Below are 17,149 nucleotides of genomic sequence, written 5' to 3' on the forward strand. Positions count from 1 at the left end.
GCTATTACTTAAAGTTTTTTAACTTTTTCTTCATCACCAGTCGTTGCATTTATAAAGATATCATATGTATCGTGATTATATGTACCTAAAAATTCATAAGTGAGAACTTCTTTATTAAAATCATTTAAGATGACAGCTAATCGTTCTTCTTCTACTTTAACATTTTTATTAAGCTTTGCTTTTGCTTGCTCAAGTGTCAGCTTAGGAGTAGGGACTTTACGTACATGGTTAGATGTAATATAGTTTTTAGCATTAAATCCGATTATTTGACCGTTATCTAATGCAACCTTTAACTGAATTGCTTCTGGATAGATGCGCACGTCATCAATTGCTTTTACCATTTGAAGTACACCAATCGTATCGTATTGTGAACTATCATATAATTCCATGTTCTTATAGTTTTTTGAATTTAAATAACTTAACCCTTTTTTCACTGCATCGTCTAAACTGATTTGCTGTTTAGCTATGGGTCTATTTGTAATAAAGAAGATCGGCAAACCTGCAGTTTCTGTTACTTCCATATACGTATCAGCTGTTGGGTTAGTGTGTGCCATTGTAACTGAGTAAAAAGGTTCAAATCGATCATTATCGCTTTTACTTCTAGTAACTGTTATTTTAGTAACATTTTTGAGCGGTACAGCGTCTTCAGCTATTTTTTTTGCTTCATTTTGATCAATTTTTTTACCAGTTAGCTTCTTTAAGCCTTTAGATTCTTCTTGGCCATTCGAAAACGTAGGACCAAAATCATTGTCTGTAGTTGCTTTTACTTGTTCAATATGTTTAAAACCATCCACGATACTATTGTCTCGTGGTGCTTTTTTTTCTTCGGACATTTGGCCAACATCCATCCAAGTTAAGTTTTTATTCATGATGTTTGTTTGTACATTCCGTAGTCCATCTTGAATTTTTTCAGCAGTTGAATACATATTACGTAAATTACTATATTCCTTTGCAGTTAGTGGTTCTTTATTTAAATCCCGAACCGCTGTTTTATAGCTAAAGTTTCCAACTCCAGTTAAAAAGGCCTGCGTTTTATCAAATGGCACAAATTTTAATGGAAGCTGTGCAATATCCGATTTAGATTGAATCGAAAGACGCCATACATCTGCTAAAGCAGGGGAGAGAGACGTTCTTGAATTCATTGCTAAAGTCGTACCGATTTTATCGTGTAATAAATCCATATCAAATGTTAGTTCATTAAAAGCTCTTTGATAATTATTTTCGGCTTTTAAATTCATTTCTTTCAGATCGCGATTTTGCGTATATCCCCAATAACCAGTACCGATTAGAGCGGCTGTTAAAGCACCTACAACAATCCAACTACCTTTCATCATTACACCTCACTACAATTATTTACAAAAAATATGTTGTCCTATTGTAAGAATAATAGGGCGGCCACGAATCCATTGGTTTGTTGCTGTTTTAGGATTGTAGTAATAAATACATCCTGTGGTTGGATCCCAGCCATTTATTGCATCAATTACTGCTTTTTTAGCCTGAGCATTAGGGGTTAAATTAATTTGACCGTCAGCTACTGCCGTAAAAGCACCTGGTTGATATATGACACCAGCTATTGAATTTGGGAAAGATGCATTTGTTAAACGGTTTAATATAACGGCAGCAACTGCAACTTGCCCAATATATGGCTCACCACGTGATTCTCCATATACTGCATTTGCCATTAATTTAATGTCATTATCTGTATAACCATTTGGTGCGTTTGCAATTGGTTTATTATTTGGTTTTGAATTCGAATTATTAGGTTTATTTGTATCCGGTTTAGCCGGCGTATTGTTTGAAGTATTATTATTTGCTGTACTACCTTTATAATTCTTAGTTGCTTTTGTCAACTTTTCCTTTAATTTTGTTCCTGCGATACCATCAACCTTCATACCAAATTCCTTTTGAAAATTACGAAGAGCCCAGTATGTATTCCAGCCAAAAACTCCATCAGCTTTGTCGTCAAGAAACCCTATAAATATAAGGCGCTCTTGAAGCTCCTTAACATCATCGCCCGTTGAACCACGGCTGAGTACTTGACTACTAAAGGCATCAACTTCTTTTTTAGGTAAGTTGATATTTAAAGTAATTAGTGAAATACATATTATGCATAAGATAATAAATGCAGTTTTAAAATGAAAATTTTTTTGCAAAATAAATCCTCCTTAATCAAATACATATAGGATTACTATTTGTAAAAAATTTCTTTTTATTAGTAAAAAGCGTAAAAACTGATATAAATTGCACAAACAAGTAACGGATAGATAGAGTAGAGGGGTCGAATAGTAAGGATAGAAGCAAAAAGGAGGAGGTATTATGAAAAGAACATACAGAGCAATTTTCATTTTCTCATTCTTATTTTGTATTTTTTGCAAAGTAAACCCAACTGCTGCAAAACCAGTTTATGAGCCTCCATATGCTAAATGGGGGAAAATTGCAGTTGAAAAAACAATCCAAAGATACCCACAATCGGATGTTATAGATTACTTACACATTGGGAGAGAACAAAAAACACCAACAGTCTCAGTAGAAAAATTCAAGTTATGGTTAAGATTAAAAGATGGAAGTAAGGAATTCGGGGTATTTGTAAATGTAGAATTTGATCCAAGAACAGAAAGATACTTAGGAATGACCTTTACTGAGACGGATCGATAATAAATAACTTTAAAAAACATCGCTTAAATTGTGATGTTTTTTATTGAAACACATATTGTGAGGGAAATCACATGAAAAAATTTTAAAAGAAAGTATTAGTTTAAATAAGGGATTTATGATTTTTAAAATAGAGAAAATTGATTATTTCAAAATTAATTTTTAATGTTGGAATGGTAATTGAAATCAAATAAAAAACTAAACACAATCAATGAGTGCAAATAAACAATAAACAGATTGAATTGTTGTATAAAATAAAATTACTAACAATTTAAGATTTTATTTTTTATTGAAGAATTTTTAATTAATTTTTTTACTCAAGTTTTAAATGATTAAATTACTATGTAAATTTGAGTTTTAATAAATTAGTTGGTTTTTACATCAATTGGATTATTTGATCTGATTAACTAAATTAGATGATTTTTTCGCTTCATCTCAAAACACTAAGAATACTTTTCAATTGAGATGGATTATAGTGTTTTTACCTCAACTTCCTATAATATATATTATGTAAACTAGCAGAAAAATCAATAACAAGGATGAAAATTTTTTCTAACCTACTTTTTAAAGAAAACACTTTGTTTACTTCTATAACTTCAATTGATTACCTGAAAATATTAAACCTCAAAAATAAGATTACTTTAAAGATAACTTCGACACGCATATATATCCTCTCTAGGTTTTTACGACACGAATTTAATTACTTCACTAGTTTAGTACTTCAATTGATGATATAATTCTCAAATCATGAAAAAAGCTCCCAAAATTGGGAGCTTTACTAAACAACAAAAATCTTTCACGTCAACTTTACAAACAACACAAGCCAAAGCATTAATTCTCTTCAGCCAAATAAAAATACTCCCGATCTAGCACTTTAAAATAAATCCAATAAGGAATCTGCCGATGCCCTGGAAGCAATGCATCTACCGCCTGCTGCTGTGTTTTGTATCCCTTTGCTAACTTATCTATCTGCTTACCATATGCTTTAACAATCACAGCATTAGTTGGTTCCGGTGGACTTTGATTCTCCCTAAGCGGATATTTTTCCTGAAGTTTCTTTCCAAACTTCAAAATACCATCCCAGACTTTCGGGGGCAGTGTCACCATGTATAATCTTTTAGCAGAAAAAGACGAATCGTCCTTATGCTCACGAAACACTTCTCGAACTATTTTTGCAGCAAAAATATGATCTGGGTGCCCATAATATCCCACAACATCATCGTAAGTGAGAATCGTCGTCGGTTTATATTTTTTTATTTGTTGATAAATGTAGTTTTTCAACTCAATTGGATTGACTTCAGAAAGCTTGGAATCTGGGAAAGTTGCTTGAACAGGTGTTACGCCTAGCGTTTTTGCTGCAAACTCCCCTTCTTTCTCGCGTGCTTTTCCGAGCTCATCTTTCGAGACTACACCACCTGTTTTTCCCGCTTCTCCTTCCGTCAAAACAACCATCGTTACCTTGGCGTTTTCTTCGTGAATCTCACGAAAAACTTCTCCAGAAACGGTAATCTCGTCATCTGGATGCGGAAAGATCAGCATCATTCGTTTTGGTGAATCTTTCGGAAGCAGAGAATTTGTCACAACTGAATTTTTATCTAAAATTAGGTTATGTACGAACCCGAGTCCGACAGTCAGTATTATTAAAATAGTGAACAACACAATCAAAATACGTCCAATGAATTTTTTTAGCATATAACTGTTACCTTTCTTTCGACTTTGAAACATTAATTCAGCGCACTTTTCCATAGAAATAAGCGAATCGTCTAGCTTGATTCGCCTAATTCATAAAAATTTTTAATCATAGTATTCTGAATGATTTTACGTTTTGCTAACTTTTTGACGTTTCTTTGTTTTTTCAAATACCCACTCGTTTTGAATTTTGAAACTACTGAAAGAAAGCAATAAGTCCACAACTATTTTTAATATACTCGCTCCCCCGTGGAAGGCATTTTGTAGGAAAGTAACTCCATACGCTGAAACGATCATTTGAATCCCTGATAAAATATAATAGCGTACGACAGACCTTGCAGAAGAATGTTTAAAAACTGTTTTTGCATTTAATATGTAATTAACGATTGATGAAATGACACGTGAGATAATGCCAGCCCATAACACAGCTGCATTTGTGCCAATCCTATGTTCTAATAAAAAAATAAATAGCACAAATAACCCATAGTCAACGACAAAAGAAATAAGAGATGATGATAAAAACTTAAAGAACACAAAATAAATTTTAATAGAATCCACTAGAGGATTAAAGTGTGAACTGCTGTTTTTATCTAAATAGATTGTTTCAATCATTGTCTCCTTGATGTCAATCCCCTGCTGTTTACAGGCCAGGAGCATATTCAACTCATATTCAAACCGCGCACCAGACAAATTAAGTAAAAATTTCATATATGAAACGGGAATTCCACGTAAGCCCGTTTGTGTATCCGTAATAGACAAACCTGTTAGATATTTAAAAATTGAGCGGGTTAATGTGTTTCCAAATCGACTACGGAATGGTATGTTTTCTTCAGAAAAATTTCGCACCCCTAAGATTAAATTATCTGGCGATGCCATCAAAGCTCTTGCCACTTGATCAATATCCTTCGGTGTATGCTGTCCGTCACAGTCTGCTGTCACAAGACCAGCCGAATTCGAGAAATTTTTTAAAAAATATGAAATCCCTGTCTTGAGCGCCATCCCTTTTCCTAAATTGTGAGGGTGGTCAAGAACGGTACATTGGTCTATTTGACGTAAATTCTGAAAAATTCCATTGTACTGTGGATCGCTACCATCGTTAACGACTATAATATGTGGATTAAATTTAGACTTCAATTCCTTAACCAAATGGATCAATCGTTCATCTGGACTAAGTGCTGGTATTAAAATAACAGGAAAGTGATACTGCATTGATTCGCGTCCTCTCAATCATTTCCATTAGTAATTCTAGTATCTCACACATTTATACTGAATTGAACATTAATTTTATATTGTAAATAAGTTTAACCAATCGCAAAACATATAATTAAAAATTTAATGGGTATAAATAGCAAATTTGTGTCTCACTTTTATCGATTAAACACATTTTTGTCACAAATCAATGACAAAAATATGTTACCATCCCTTGTCATATCAACGTTATTAGATAATTAAGAGTAAATAGAAATATGAGGATGGACATTTATGCGATAAACATCACACACATATCTTTCCAAAATCAATGGCAAAAATATGTTACCACCCCTTGATATATCAACGTTATTAGATAATTAAGATAAATAGAAATGTGTGGATGGACATTTATTCGATAAACATCACACACATATCTTTCCAAAATCAAAAACAGCCTATCTTAAAATAGGCTGTTAATAGATTGTTGAAATATTGATGAATCACTACATAAAAATAAGGTTGGTTTGTGACCTTGGCTTTATAAGAGATAAATGTGGTTCGATTTGTGTTATAAAAGCTTAAAAGTTGATATACTTTGCTGGATTAACTGCGTTTGATTTTGCTTGATTCCATTGTCCATCATGCAATTCAAAGTGAAGATGCTTACCAAAAGAATGCCCCGTATTTCCCATCATTCCAATTTTTTGTCCTTTTGAAACAGTTTGCCCTGCTGAGACTTGATAATTTTGCATATGAGCATAAACTGATGTAAATACTTTTCCATTAATATTATGTGTAATAAAGACAACATTACCATAACTAGATGAATGGTAAGCTCGTATTACAACGCCATTTGCTACTGAGACAATCGGTGTAGTTCCTTTTTTAGCAATATCTACGCCATAATGCGTTTCATGATCAAATGATCGATAGCCAAAACCTGAAGATACATACCCTTCCGCTGGTCGAGTAAATTTACCACCTGAAATACTTGAAGCGACTTTTATAGCTTTTTCCTGTTCTTTTAAACTCAAAATATCCTGTTCCTTATCAGAAACATCATCCTTAAGTTTGCTTAGAATAGCATTCATTTGAGTTTCTTGATTAACAAGTGAACCTTCTAAATTTTGAAGTTCTTTTTTATCATTTTCCAACTTATATTGAGTTGTCATTATGTCTTTCTTTTTAAATTCAACTTTTACAATATCGTTCTGTTGTTCCTTAACTATGTCTTGATCAGTATTCATAAATTTACCAATAGCGTTTATTCGTTGTACTAAATCACCAATACCTTTTGCATCAAAAATAACGTCTAAATATGAATTATTTCCACCCGATTTTTGTATTGTAATTAAACGATTATTTATGATTACTTGACGTTGATCTAAACGTTTTTGAAATTCTTCTATTTCAGCTTGTAAATTTTCTATTTCTTTTTGGCCATTTATTAATTCTGCCTCTTTTTGGCTCTTCTTTATTTTTGTATTCTCAATTGATGTGTTAATTGTATCTAAAGAATTTAATAACAATTTTTTCTGATCTTTTAATTGATCCATCTCATTTTTTGCTTTTTGTGTTTCTTCTTGAACTTTTACTCGTTTATCTTGTATACTCTTAATCTTTGAATTTCCTATATTCTCTGCAAATACACCATTTGGAAGTATAGTAAATGATAAACCTGCAGCTACTAATATTAATTTATGAATAATTCGTTTCATCGTTATCTCCCTAAGTTTGACATATACTTATATATGTTAACTTAGAAATGTAACAATTTTATGCAAATTAGACTACACTCTTTTTACAAGTTTTTTACAAGATCTTTGCAACACTATAAAAAATAAGCAGTAAACTAATACTTATTTAACTTTTGATTTGATTGTGTTTTATGAATATGCTTTTGCTTTCATGTAGGTTTACTTCTTATAATTTATAAAAAATTTCACAATTTATTTGCTGGAAAATGAGGTATTACCTCTTCTCCCAACTCTTGAATGACTTCATCAGCAGGTCTTATACTATCAAATAAAGCAAAAAACAAATGATTGACACCTGCTTCTTTATAAATATTTAGTAATTGAATTAGATAGTTTCTTCCTAGTCTAAACCCTAATCGAATAGGTTTTGGCATTTCATTTGGATCATCGGATAAATCTAAATGCATTGGTTGACTAAATGGTTTAAAAACACCAGGATGATGAATAGCGACCATTTCTCTCCATCTTTTTATCGTTTCTTCTTGATCATGTGGATGACGTGGATAATACATCCATCCATCACCATTCTTAGCAAACCATTCCATATCTTGCTGTGCATACCCGGTAATGAAGGTTGGAATATGTTTAGTTGGTTTTGGAACTAAATTTGCACCAGATATAATACCGTTTGAAGATTTAATTATAGGAAAATCTTCATATAAAACTTTATTTAAAAATTCGAATGCTTCAACAAATGCTTTCCCTCTATTTGGATGAGAAATATTTAATCCATCAAAATCAGCTAGACGATCCCCTGAAGAAACCCCTAATAAAAGACGCTCAGGAAACAATTGATGAATAGTTGCTATTTCTTTGGCTAATTGTAATGGATGTCTTAAAGGTAAAACTGCTGCAGCTGTACCCAAACCAATTTCTTTGGTTTGGCTCGCTAAATATGTTAAGTAAATCATCATGTCATATATTTGCCCTACCGCTGGATCACCAAAATTTGGATCCTCTAAAATTACATCTCTTAACCAAAGTGCTGTGAATCCATAGTTTTCAGCCATTTGCGATAGTTCAACTTGTTTTTTCATTGTCGGTGAATCGAATTGAAAATTCTCAAGAGGAATATGAAGACCTAATGTCATCTCGCCCTCTTTGTAAACACGATTGTATGTTTTATGATTATTAAAATTGTTCATATGATTTAATTCCCTCCCTTAGACAAACTAAAATTACCATTGAATTTTTACTTGTTTTTGCGCTAACTTTAAAATTTGAATTTTTGGTGTGCCCTTTTGAACAATAACATTTGTTAAATAGTGTTTACCTTTATAATTAATGTTCACTGTGACCTCAAGCATGTTTTCCCCTCCCTCTTTTGCATATAATAAATGCTAGTAATTTTATACTAAAATATTTCTAATTCAAGATATTTTACAGTTAACATAGTGACTATCATCAGTTCTCATATATAAATTATTGTCCTCTTCAGATAGAAGAAAAGTTAACGAATAAATAGTGTTGTCCCCAAATTTTATATAGTCCTTTTTTTGGAAATGAAATCATAAACTTCGCATCAGGACCTGTAATATTTTCTTCCATAGGATGAACATGTAATAGGTTTCTGTGTCACCACTAATTGCTACTAGATGACCAATTGTACCTAAATAGGTTGTAGGTTCGTAATGGGTTTCTTCGTTTTTACATCTTTTATCGTAAATGTCATAGTGATATCATTATTTTCAATTAACAATTTCGCAAATTCTGAGTTTAGTATTGCGGTGGAATTTAAGAATTTATGAATGTATACGTACTATCCTTGGCTACCATTTTTAATATTATTTGGTGAATCGCTAACTTAGCTGATAAATTATCCCTTGATTTCCCATCGGAATAGTATGATAATTAATTTGTCATACTAGTTTCATAATTTTTCTTTGTTTTCTTTAAAGCTAATGCAAAGAAAGATTTCATCTAGTCAATATACACAAAGGGGAATATGAAGATGAATCAAAAAGTAGGATATACGGCCTTATCTGTACTACTAACTACCAGCTTATTTACTACAGCCTGCAGCAACAAAACGGAAGAAACGCAAACAGCTGCTTTATCAAAAGCATCGAAACAGATTGTAAATGTAACTCAAACAGCGGAAATTTCCACTTTAGACACTACGTTAGCAACAGATTCTGTATCGATTTCTGCCATGAATAACGTATTCGAGGGCTTGTATCGCGTGGACAAGAATAATCGACCGGAACCAGCCTTAGCAAAGTCCTATACTCTTGCCCCAGATAAAAAGACCTATACTTTTAAACTTCAGGATGCAAAGTGGTCCAATGGCGATCCGATTACGGCCGAAGATTTTGTTTACGCTTGGAAGCGTGCTGTAAATCCAGAAACAGGTGCAGAATACGCATATTTACTAGATGATGTGAAAAATGCGAAAAAAATTAACGAAAATCAGCTGTCTGTTGATGAACTAGGTGTCAAAGCAATTGATGATCATACATTTCAAGTTGAGTTGGAGAATCCTGTTCCATATTTTATTGATTTAGTTTCTTCTTCAACTTTCTTTCCATTGAACCAAAAGTTCGTTGAAGGACAAGGGAAAAAATATGGTTTAGAAGCAAATGCTGTATTATATGATGGTCCATTCATCATCAAAAAATGGACTCATGAAGAGAAGCTTCAACTTGTAAAAAATCCTAATTATTGGGATAAAGATAAAGTGAAACTGCAGGAAGTTAATATTAATGTCGTAAAAGATGCATCCACCGCTCTAAACTTATACACAACAAAGCAAATTGACCGTGTGGACTTAACTGGTGAATTTGTGAATAAATATAAAAATGATGCAACCCTGAAAACTTATTTGAATGGCAGAACAAACTTCTTACGTTTGAATGAAAAAAATAAAATGTTAGCAAATCCTAATGCCAGAAAAGCAATTAGCTTAAGCATCGACAAAAAAGGAATTGCAGATGAAATTCTTAACAACGGCTCTGTACCTGCTGATTACTTAGTCCCTAAGGAGTTAGCTTTCGGTCCAAACGGAAAAGATTTCCAAGAATCAACTTCTACATATGAACATCTTGATCTAAAAAAAGCAAAAGATTATTGGGAAAAAGCAAAAAAGGAACTTGGTGTCACAAATGTAACGTTAGAGATGTTAAATTACGATGATGACAGCTCTAAACTGATTGCAGAATATATAAAAGAGCAACTCGAGAAAAACTTAAGTGGATTAACGATTAATATTAAACAACAACCTAATGCTCAGAAATTGAAGCTAGAATCGGCTATGGATTATGATATCTCTCTTTCCAGTTGGGGAGCGGATTACCCAGATCCAATGACTTACTTGGATATGTTCCTTACAAACGGTGCATTTAATCAAACTGGATACTCCAATCCGAAATATGATGATTTAATTAAACACGCTAAAACAGATTTGCTATATAATTTACCAAAACGTTGGGAAGCGTTGAAAGAAGCCGAGAGGATCTTGTTGAATGATGCTGCAGTTGTGCCTCTATATCAAAAAGGGACTTCTTATCTTCAACGTCCATATTTAAAAGACTTCTATGTATACGGTCCTAATACTTATAAATATGCCTATATTAAAAAATAATCTCATCTGATGCCAGAAAGAAAATCGAAACAGTAAATAATGTCCTCCCCTCGTTTTAAAAAAGAAACTTACTCGCGTAAGCTTCTTTTTTTTATGAGGTCATAAATTAATTGTGATAACTTCGATCCTCTTTTGACATCCCTATATTTTTGGTGCATTTCCCACAAATTTTTTCCATTGAGACACCACCTACTCTATTAATAACGTAAATATCCTTTTATTTCATGCTATTCTATTTTGCGCCTTAATTCTAAGGTTACATTTTATAGTTCGGAATCTCGACAAAAGTTTTTTCTTTTTCGTAGACTTTCTTCTTATATAGTCTCTCCCTAATATTCTTCTAGCACTTTTCACTACAATACTTTTTGTGGAACTTATGTATAACTTCTTCCCGCACTCCATACAAGTTAATTTTATACGAATTAGAAGTCATATGTTAATAGTTACATTCATCTCTGTCAGAGTTTCATTTATAACAGGAAAATTCCGAAAGTAGTTAATGTGAATATGATGTAACGTTGAAAATAATAGTTAAAAATTCATATTCATCGTTTAAAAATCATATTTAGTAATGATTAATGGAAAATGAATTTTGGAGGCCATGATAATGAATGAAAAAGATTCAAAACTGAAACGAACTTTTTCAGAAAAAGACTATAATGATAGAAAAAAGTTAGATAGAGCCCTCTCCAAATGGACTAATGATGAGTCAGCTGAACTTCATTCACAAACAGTAGGCCCTAGTGGACCTGTATTGGAACAAGATAGTGTACTTCATGAGTCCTTACAAGAGTTGATTCATGAGAAAATATTAGAAAGACCGCTTCATGTGAAAGGATTTGGTGCATTTGGTTATTTTCAAACGATACATTCGATGTCCGAATTCACAAAACTGAACTTTTTACAGAACCCTGGTCATAAAGTACCTGTTATGGTTCGCTATTCATTGGCTGTCGGTACGAAAGGAACACCTGATACTTCCAGAAACGTACGTGGTTTCGCTACAAAATTTTATACAGAAGAAGGTGTTTTTGACCTTTTATGTAATCACATCCCTGTCTTTTCTGTTCGTGATGCGATGCGTTTCCCAGAATTTATTAAAGCATTATCACCTTCACCTAAAAATAACTTAATTGACCCTGATCGATTTTGGAGCTTCGTAGCAAGAGCACCTGAATCTATTCATTTTGTTGTACGTCTATACTCAGACGAAGGTACAGTAAAAAGTCTTCGTCACATTCTAGGTCATAGTGTTAGTACATATGTTTGGAGAAATGATCAAGGTATTAGAAAGTATGTTAAGTACCTTTGGTATCCATTAGAGGGTGTACAATACATTGGTAGCGAGGAAGCAAATAGACTTGCAGCTGAAAACCCTGATTATGCTGGTAAAGATCTATTCGATGCTATTGAGGGTGGTAAACCAGTAGAATATGGCTTATATGTTCAGCTCATGGATCCTGCAGACGGAGGACATCTTCCTTATGATCCCTTAGACGATACAAAAGTATGGGATGAGAAAGAATATCCTTTTATACCAGTAGGTAAGATGGTATTAAATACGAATCCTGATAATTATATGGAACAAGTAGAAAAAGTCGCCTTCTCTCCTTCAAATTTACTTGATGGTGCAGAATTATCGAATGATAAAATACTGCAGGGCCGAGCCAATATTTATTACGATTCTCAAAGAAGAAGACTTGGGCCAGGATTTCGTAAAGTTCCTATCAATCAACAGCAAAACTGGACTCCAGCTAACCAAATTACAAGTGGTGATGGAAGTTATGCTGAAGGACAACTCGAAAGAACTTCAATAACAAAACATGATGATTTTGTGCAGGCTAGTGAATTCTATATGAACTTAACTCCTTTAGAAAAAGAACATCTAGTAGAAAATTTAAGTAGCGACTTGATCGTCATATCCCAAGATATAAGAATGAAAGTTATGGAGTATTTAAATAAGGTATCATCTGACTTGGCAAAAAGAATAGAGATCCAACTAAAAAAACAATAAAGATATAATAATCAAAAGCATAAAAAGGTCTAAAGTATAATCTATAAATTGTAAAAAGGGTGAAATCTTTTCTACTTGCTAAAGAACATGTAGAAGATTTTTCACCCATTATCAGTATCCTATTTAATTTGAGACATTCCTTAGGGAATTATTTCAAATACTCTCCAAGGATCAATGTAATCTAATAGTTTCAACTCATTTTCCGGTATCCTGCCAACTATATTTTTGCGACCATCATTTGGCATGTCCTTTAAAATAATATGGAGTTCACCTTTATAACGACCATATTCATTATTAATAATAACGATGTCGCCACGTTTTAACTCATGAGTATGATGAGGTTCTATGTTTGCATCTTTATATGAAATACGTGACATCGTTGATCTTGCCATGTATTCACTCATGTCTCCACGAACAAAATGAGGGAAATTAAAAATAATTTCTTTTTCCACATCGGTCACTTTGTCCGTTAAATCGATCTTGAAAGATAACTTCGCTGGATTGATCTTACTAAGTGATTTTAGTTCTTCTTCGCTTGCATAGGCATTTGCTACGATCACATCATCTACCAAACCAGTTGCGAATAGGTGACGCGCAGCTACATCAATTGGAAGAAAACGATGCTCCTCTAACGTACAAAGTCCCTCATTCACTGGCCAAGGTCCAAATGTTGAATCACTCTGAGTAGAAACAAACACAGCAACCTTTAAACCGAGCTCTTTTACATCCTTACTACATTTTTCAAAATGCTTGAAGCTTAATCCTGAATACATTTGGGGGTAAAAATTATGACAAGTAATAATATTATCTTTATTTGCATTAAAACTTAAAATATTATCGATATATTTCGTACCAAGACTGGCATTAATTTCAATTTTAAGATTATATGGGTTAAACGTCATGAAAGCTTCTTTTGCACCGTCAAAACCTTCATCCAATCGAATACCTGCAGCACCTAGTTCAGCAAAGAAACTTAAGTCTTCGTAAGTGATTCCAAGATTCGAAAAAATACTCGGTGCGACATCTAAAATAACTTCCATGCCTAATGAATTCGCATGACTAATGATTTCTTTGAATTCGCCTTTAATTTCGTCTACATTTTTCCCTTCAACACTTAACAAACAAGTAAACACTCGTTTAAACCCATATTTTGCAGCAAGCGATAAATACGCCAGATCTTTTTCTTTTGTGGAGTGTTCTGGATAAATTGAGACACCTAATCTTGGCATCATATCACCTCTCTTTGACTGGATAGGTTTTCGTTTTTGATTACTTCTTCGAGATAAACGAATTGCTTTCGCATATTCTTTTTGCTTTTTCGAGCAAAAAAAATGGAGGCTAAAATGTAATTCCAATTTTGTAGTGCTGTTGCAGCCTGGTAGCCTTCTTTATAATGGATTTCAACGCCATTTTCATTATCGGTTAAAGTATATGCCATTGTATTGATTCCTTTTAAATGTTCAATCGTAGCTCGATATTCTTTCGATGGAATCAGCTCATCGATGTGAACTTTCACTGGTGTATCATAACCCATGCGGTTTTTGATATTCTTTTGATAGGAAAAATTCTTCGCTAATTGTTCTTTCGAAATCGTCTGGCCTGTACTCTGTTTGAAATCTTGTATAATGGAACGAAGCAATTGCTCGAAAACCTCTTCTGCGCGAACTTGCAACTGTACGTTTAATTCCATTAGTTTGCACACTCAAAAGCAGCTAGTTTCTTATATAAACCAATAAACTCTTCTGCCATAATTTTGATCGTCTCTGCGCTCATCATTTGATCTTCAGCGTGAACCAACAGTAAGTTAATGTCTGTTTTTTCACCACTTGCTTCTTGTTGGATTAATTTTGCGTGATAGTGATGTCCATTTTTAAACAGATCGAGTCCTTCTTCTATTAAGGAAGCAGCTTTTTCAAAATCGCCATTTTTTGCTTCGACCATCGCTTCTAAATACATGGATTTTGCAGAACCAACTGCTGAAATGATTTGAAAACAAATTAATTCGTTATTTTCCATTTTCAATTCCCCCTACTTGTTTTTTAACAAATAGAGAAAAGAAGGCTTTCTTCTTTTCTCTATTATAGTTTGTTATGAAACTTATTTTGCTTCGTGACGGTTTGCTAATTTAATGAATGGGTAATAAATGACAACCGCAATCGCTAAGTTGACAATCGCCACTAAAGCGGCTTTGATGTCTCCGGATGTTGATAAGAATGCACTTAGACCAACTGGTGTAACCCACGGTACAACAACGTTCGTATAACCAATGAAACCTGTTATAGTCGCTACATAAGCTGTAAGGGTTAGGACAACTGGCACGATCAAGAACGGAATGATTAAAATCGGGCTTAACACGACTGGTAATCCAAACATGATTGGTTCGTTAATTTGGAAGAGCGAGGCTGCTCCACCAATTTTCGAAATTTCGCGATAATCGCGACGCTTCGAAGCGATAAAGATCGCGATGACAAGAGATAGTGTCGCACCGGCACCGCCTAGGTGAACAAATGAATCAAAGAAAACAGATGTGAAGACGTTGTGTCCCCCGCTTGCATTGGCTGCAACTTGTGGCAGATAAATCGCGTTTGTAATCGCGCCCATCATGTTACCGCCATGTAAACCGAAGAACCATAGTACTTGAATCATTAAGACGTAGATAATAGCTGAGAATGGATTTTGTGATAAATGCATGAATGGATCAGTGATGAATTTTGTGATTAAGTCAAATAGATTTGTTTCAACTAAGATTTTTGCTTCATTTAAGATTGAGAATAAAACTGGTACAAGCGCACCAACGAGAATCGCTACTAAACCAGGGATGATTGCCGCGAATGCACGTCCAACTGCTGGTGGTACATTATCTGGTAATTTAATTGTTAGATTTTTCTTCATTAAAAAGATAAATATTTGTGTGATGACTAATGTGACGATGATCGCTGTTAATAAAGCTCCGAAGTTAAAGTATTGCCAACCAAAGTTCCCCCATGTTCCTTGTGTCGTTTTGCCATCTGCTAAAGTAACCGTTACTCCTTGGGGAGTTAATGCCAGAAAACCTGCTACAGCAACGACGGCAGCTGATAAAGGGTTCACTTCGTACGATTTTGCTAAACTATAAGCGACTGTAAATACTAATACTAGTGCTAGTACGGCGAATGTTCCCCACCAAATATTTCCCATCAGAGGCTGAAGGTATTTTGTTGTAAATTGCAGATATCCACTTGTTTCTGGTTTTAAGTTAAACCAGTCTGCCATCAATGAAGCTGGTGTAAAGAAAACGTTGTTTAATAAGACTGCTAATGATCCTGCCATGACTAGTGGCATTAATGCAACGAATCCATCGCGGATTGCGACTAAATGACGCTGTCCACCAATTTTAGCGGCAATTGGTACAAAGTGCTCTTCCATCCATTTAATGAAACGATTCATTTATTGAATCCTCCCTCATTTGTTTTTTCTTTTTACACGAAACTATTAGCCTAATCGAGCAAGTGCATCCTCTAAAACTTTTTTTCCATTCATAGTGCCATAAGACACCATATCGATTACTGATACGGGAATTTTGTGTTGAACCATTTCGTTGATTTTTCCTTCAAGGTATTTCACTTGTGGTCCAAGAAGAATAATATCTGCTTTCTCCCAAACGGATTTTGCTTCAGCTTCCGCATTTGCCCAGATATTTACTTCGATTCCTTCCTTAGCTGCATGATCCTTCATTTTGTTGACCAGTAAACTCGTTGACATACCTGCTGAACAAACTAACATGATATTAACCATTCTTTATCTCCTCCTAATGATTTTATAAATTAACACTCGAATTTGGGCTCAAACTGACCGAAAACAGTTTTAGCTTTTCCCCTCCTTTTTGTGAAGCGCTTTCTTATAGGTCAAATATACTATATTAACTAGCAGGTAGGCCTAAAGAAATATGTACACTTTGTGTACAATTTCACAAAAGAATCCAAATCATGTTTTTTGAACTTCTCGATCACTTGCTAAATGTCAAAAAACACCCTGCTCTACTCGAACAAGGTGTTTTTCATTTTACTAAACTGTCAGTCGAAATCTATTTTTAAGTACCGAAAATTTCATACACGTACTGTTATCGTTCCATGTCCACCATCTCCAAAGAGCAGGAAATACGTCATAGAAATAAATTACAGAGACGACGAGGTTTGGCAATGCGAGAATCGCAAACATTTTCGTCACGATTTTGTTTCAATTATGTCCAAAAATTCGTTTTCATTTGGACTCCATTGACGGTGGATG

Annotated in this window: 16 protein-coding genes; 3 read left to right on the top strand and 13 right to left on the bottom strand. The window is 33.8% G+C overall.

The features are described from left to right. Positions 1-8: 8 nt before the first annotated feature. Both ypeB and sleB read right to left on the bottom strand, forming a co-directional pair. The gene (gene ypeB, locus AN960_RS01055) at positions 9-1,334 is read right to left on the bottom strand and encodes a germination protein YpeB (RefSeq protein WP_056465615.1); all 1,326 of its coding nucleotides are present in this window, start codon (positions 1,332-1,334) and stop codon (positions 9-11) included. A 15-nt stretch (positions 1,335-1,349) separates the two neighbouring features. After that, positions 1,350-2,153, bottom strand: a complete 804-nt coding sequence (gene sleB, locus AN960_RS01060; RefSeq protein WP_056465617.1) for a spore cortex-lytic enzyme — start codon at positions 2,151-2,153, stop codon at positions 1,350-1,352. A gap of 163 nt (positions 2,154-2,316) precedes the next feature. On the opposite strand from sleB, the gene AN960_RS01065 reads away from it, so the two are divergent. Beyond that, positions 2,317-2,655 carry a DUF3889 domain-containing protein gene (locus AN960_RS01065; RefSeq protein ID WP_056465619.1) on the top strand — a complete coding sequence of 113 codons (339 nt, stop codon included), beginning with the start codon at positions 2,317-2,319 and terminating at the stop codon, positions 2,653-2,655. 828 nt (positions 2,656-3,483) lie between these two features. On the opposite strand, the gene AN960_RS01070 is transcribed toward AN960_RS01065, so the two are convergent. The 6 genes from AN960_RS01070 to AN960_RS25415 form a co-directional block, all read right to left on the bottom strand. Beyond that, a complete protein-coding gene (locus tag AN960_RS01070) occupies positions 3,484-4,344 on the bottom strand; it encodes a PIG-L deacetylase family protein (RefSeq protein ID WP_172795380.1) in 861 nt (286 codons plus the stop codon). A gap of 126 nt (positions 4,345-4,470) precedes the next feature. Further along, a complete protein-coding gene (locus AN960_RS01075; RefSeq protein WP_056465623.1) occupies positions 4,471-5,550 on the bottom strand; it encodes a bifunctional glycosyltransferase family 2/GtrA family protein in 1,080 nt (359 codons plus the stop codon). 560 nt (positions 5,551-6,110) lie between these two features. Beyond that, positions 6,111-7,250: a murein hydrolase activator EnvC family protein gene (locus AN960_RS01080; RefSeq protein WP_056465625.1), complete on the bottom strand. Its 1,140-nt coding sequence runs from the start codon at positions 7,248-7,250 to the stop codon at positions 6,111-6,113. Positions 7,251-7,474: 224 nt separating this feature from the next. Continuing rightward, positions 7,475-8,434 (bottom strand): LLM class oxidoreductase, encoded by a 960-nt coding sequence (locus AN960_RS01085; RefSeq protein ID WP_056465627.1) that lies wholly within the window; start codon positions 8,432-8,434, stop codon positions 7,475-7,477. A 33-nt stretch (positions 8,435-8,467) separates the two neighbouring features. Next, the gene (locus tag AN960_RS01090; RefSeq protein WP_056465629.1) at positions 8,468-8,596 is read right to left on the bottom strand and encodes a BA3454 family stress response protein; all 129 of its coding nucleotides are present in this window, start codon (positions 8,594-8,596) and stop codon (positions 8,468-8,470) included. Positions 8,597-8,723: 127 nt separating this feature from the next. Further along, the gene (locus tag AN960_RS25415; protein ID WP_502692483.1) at positions 8,724-8,837 is read right to left on the bottom strand and encodes a hypothetical protein; all 114 of its coding nucleotides are present in this window, start codon (positions 8,835-8,837) and stop codon (positions 8,724-8,726) included. A gap of 397 nt (positions 8,838-9,234) precedes the next feature. Between AN960_RS25415 and AN960_RS01095 the strand changes: the two genes are divergently transcribed. Together AN960_RS01095 and AN960_RS01100 are read left to right on the top strand one after the other, a co-directional pair. Next, on the top strand, positions 9,235-10,869 hold the full coding sequence (locus AN960_RS01095; RefSeq protein ID WP_156339581.1) for a peptide ABC transporter substrate-binding protein: 1,635 nt from the start codon (positions 9,235-9,237) through the stop codon (positions 10,867-10,869). Between the two features lie 607 nt (positions 10,870-11,476). After that, a complete protein-coding gene (locus tag AN960_RS01100) occupies positions 11,477-12,883 on the top strand; it encodes a catalase (RefSeq protein WP_056465631.1) in 1,407 nt (468 codons plus the stop codon). 140 nt (positions 12,884-13,023) lie between these two features. Here the strand turns inward: AN960_RS01100 and AN960_RS01105 are convergent, their stop codons facing one another. From AN960_RS01105 to AN960_RS01125, 5 genes are all read right to left on the bottom strand, one after another. Further along, a complete protein-coding gene (locus AN960_RS01105) occupies positions 13,024-14,112 on the bottom strand; it encodes a DUF871 domain-containing protein (protein WP_056465633.1) in 1,089 nt (362 codons plus the stop codon). Next, a complete protein-coding gene (locus tag AN960_RS01110; RefSeq protein ID WP_156339582.1) occupies positions 14,112-14,585 on the bottom strand; it encodes a DUF3284 domain-containing protein in 474 nt (157 codons plus the stop codon). The genes AN960_RS01105 and AN960_RS01110 overlap by 1 nt, the downstream gene beginning before the upstream one ends. Next, positions 14,573-14,899, bottom strand: a complete 327-nt coding sequence (locus AN960_RS01115) for a PTS sugar transporter subunit IIA (protein WP_056465636.1) — start codon at positions 14,897-14,899, stop codon at positions 14,573-14,575. The genes AN960_RS01110 and AN960_RS01115 overlap by 13 nt, the downstream gene beginning before the upstream one ends. Positions 14,900-14,980: 81 nt before the next feature. Next, positions 14,981-16,309 (bottom strand): PTS sugar transporter subunit IIC, encoded by a 1,329-nt coding sequence (locus tag AN960_RS01120; RefSeq protein ID WP_056465638.1) that lies wholly within the window; start codon positions 16,307-16,309, stop codon positions 14,981-14,983. A gap of 45 nt (positions 16,310-16,354) precedes the next feature. Continuing rightward, entirely contained in the window at positions 16,355-16,657 is a 303-nt protein-coding gene (locus AN960_RS01125) for a PTS sugar transporter subunit IIB (RefSeq protein WP_056465641.1), read from the bottom strand. Positions 16,658-17,149: the final 492 nt, after the last annotated feature.

The organism is Bacillus sp. FJAT-25509 (assembly GCF_001420605.1).
Classification (GTDB): Bacteria; Bacillota; Bacilli; order Bacillales; family Bacillaceae_G; genus Gottfriedia.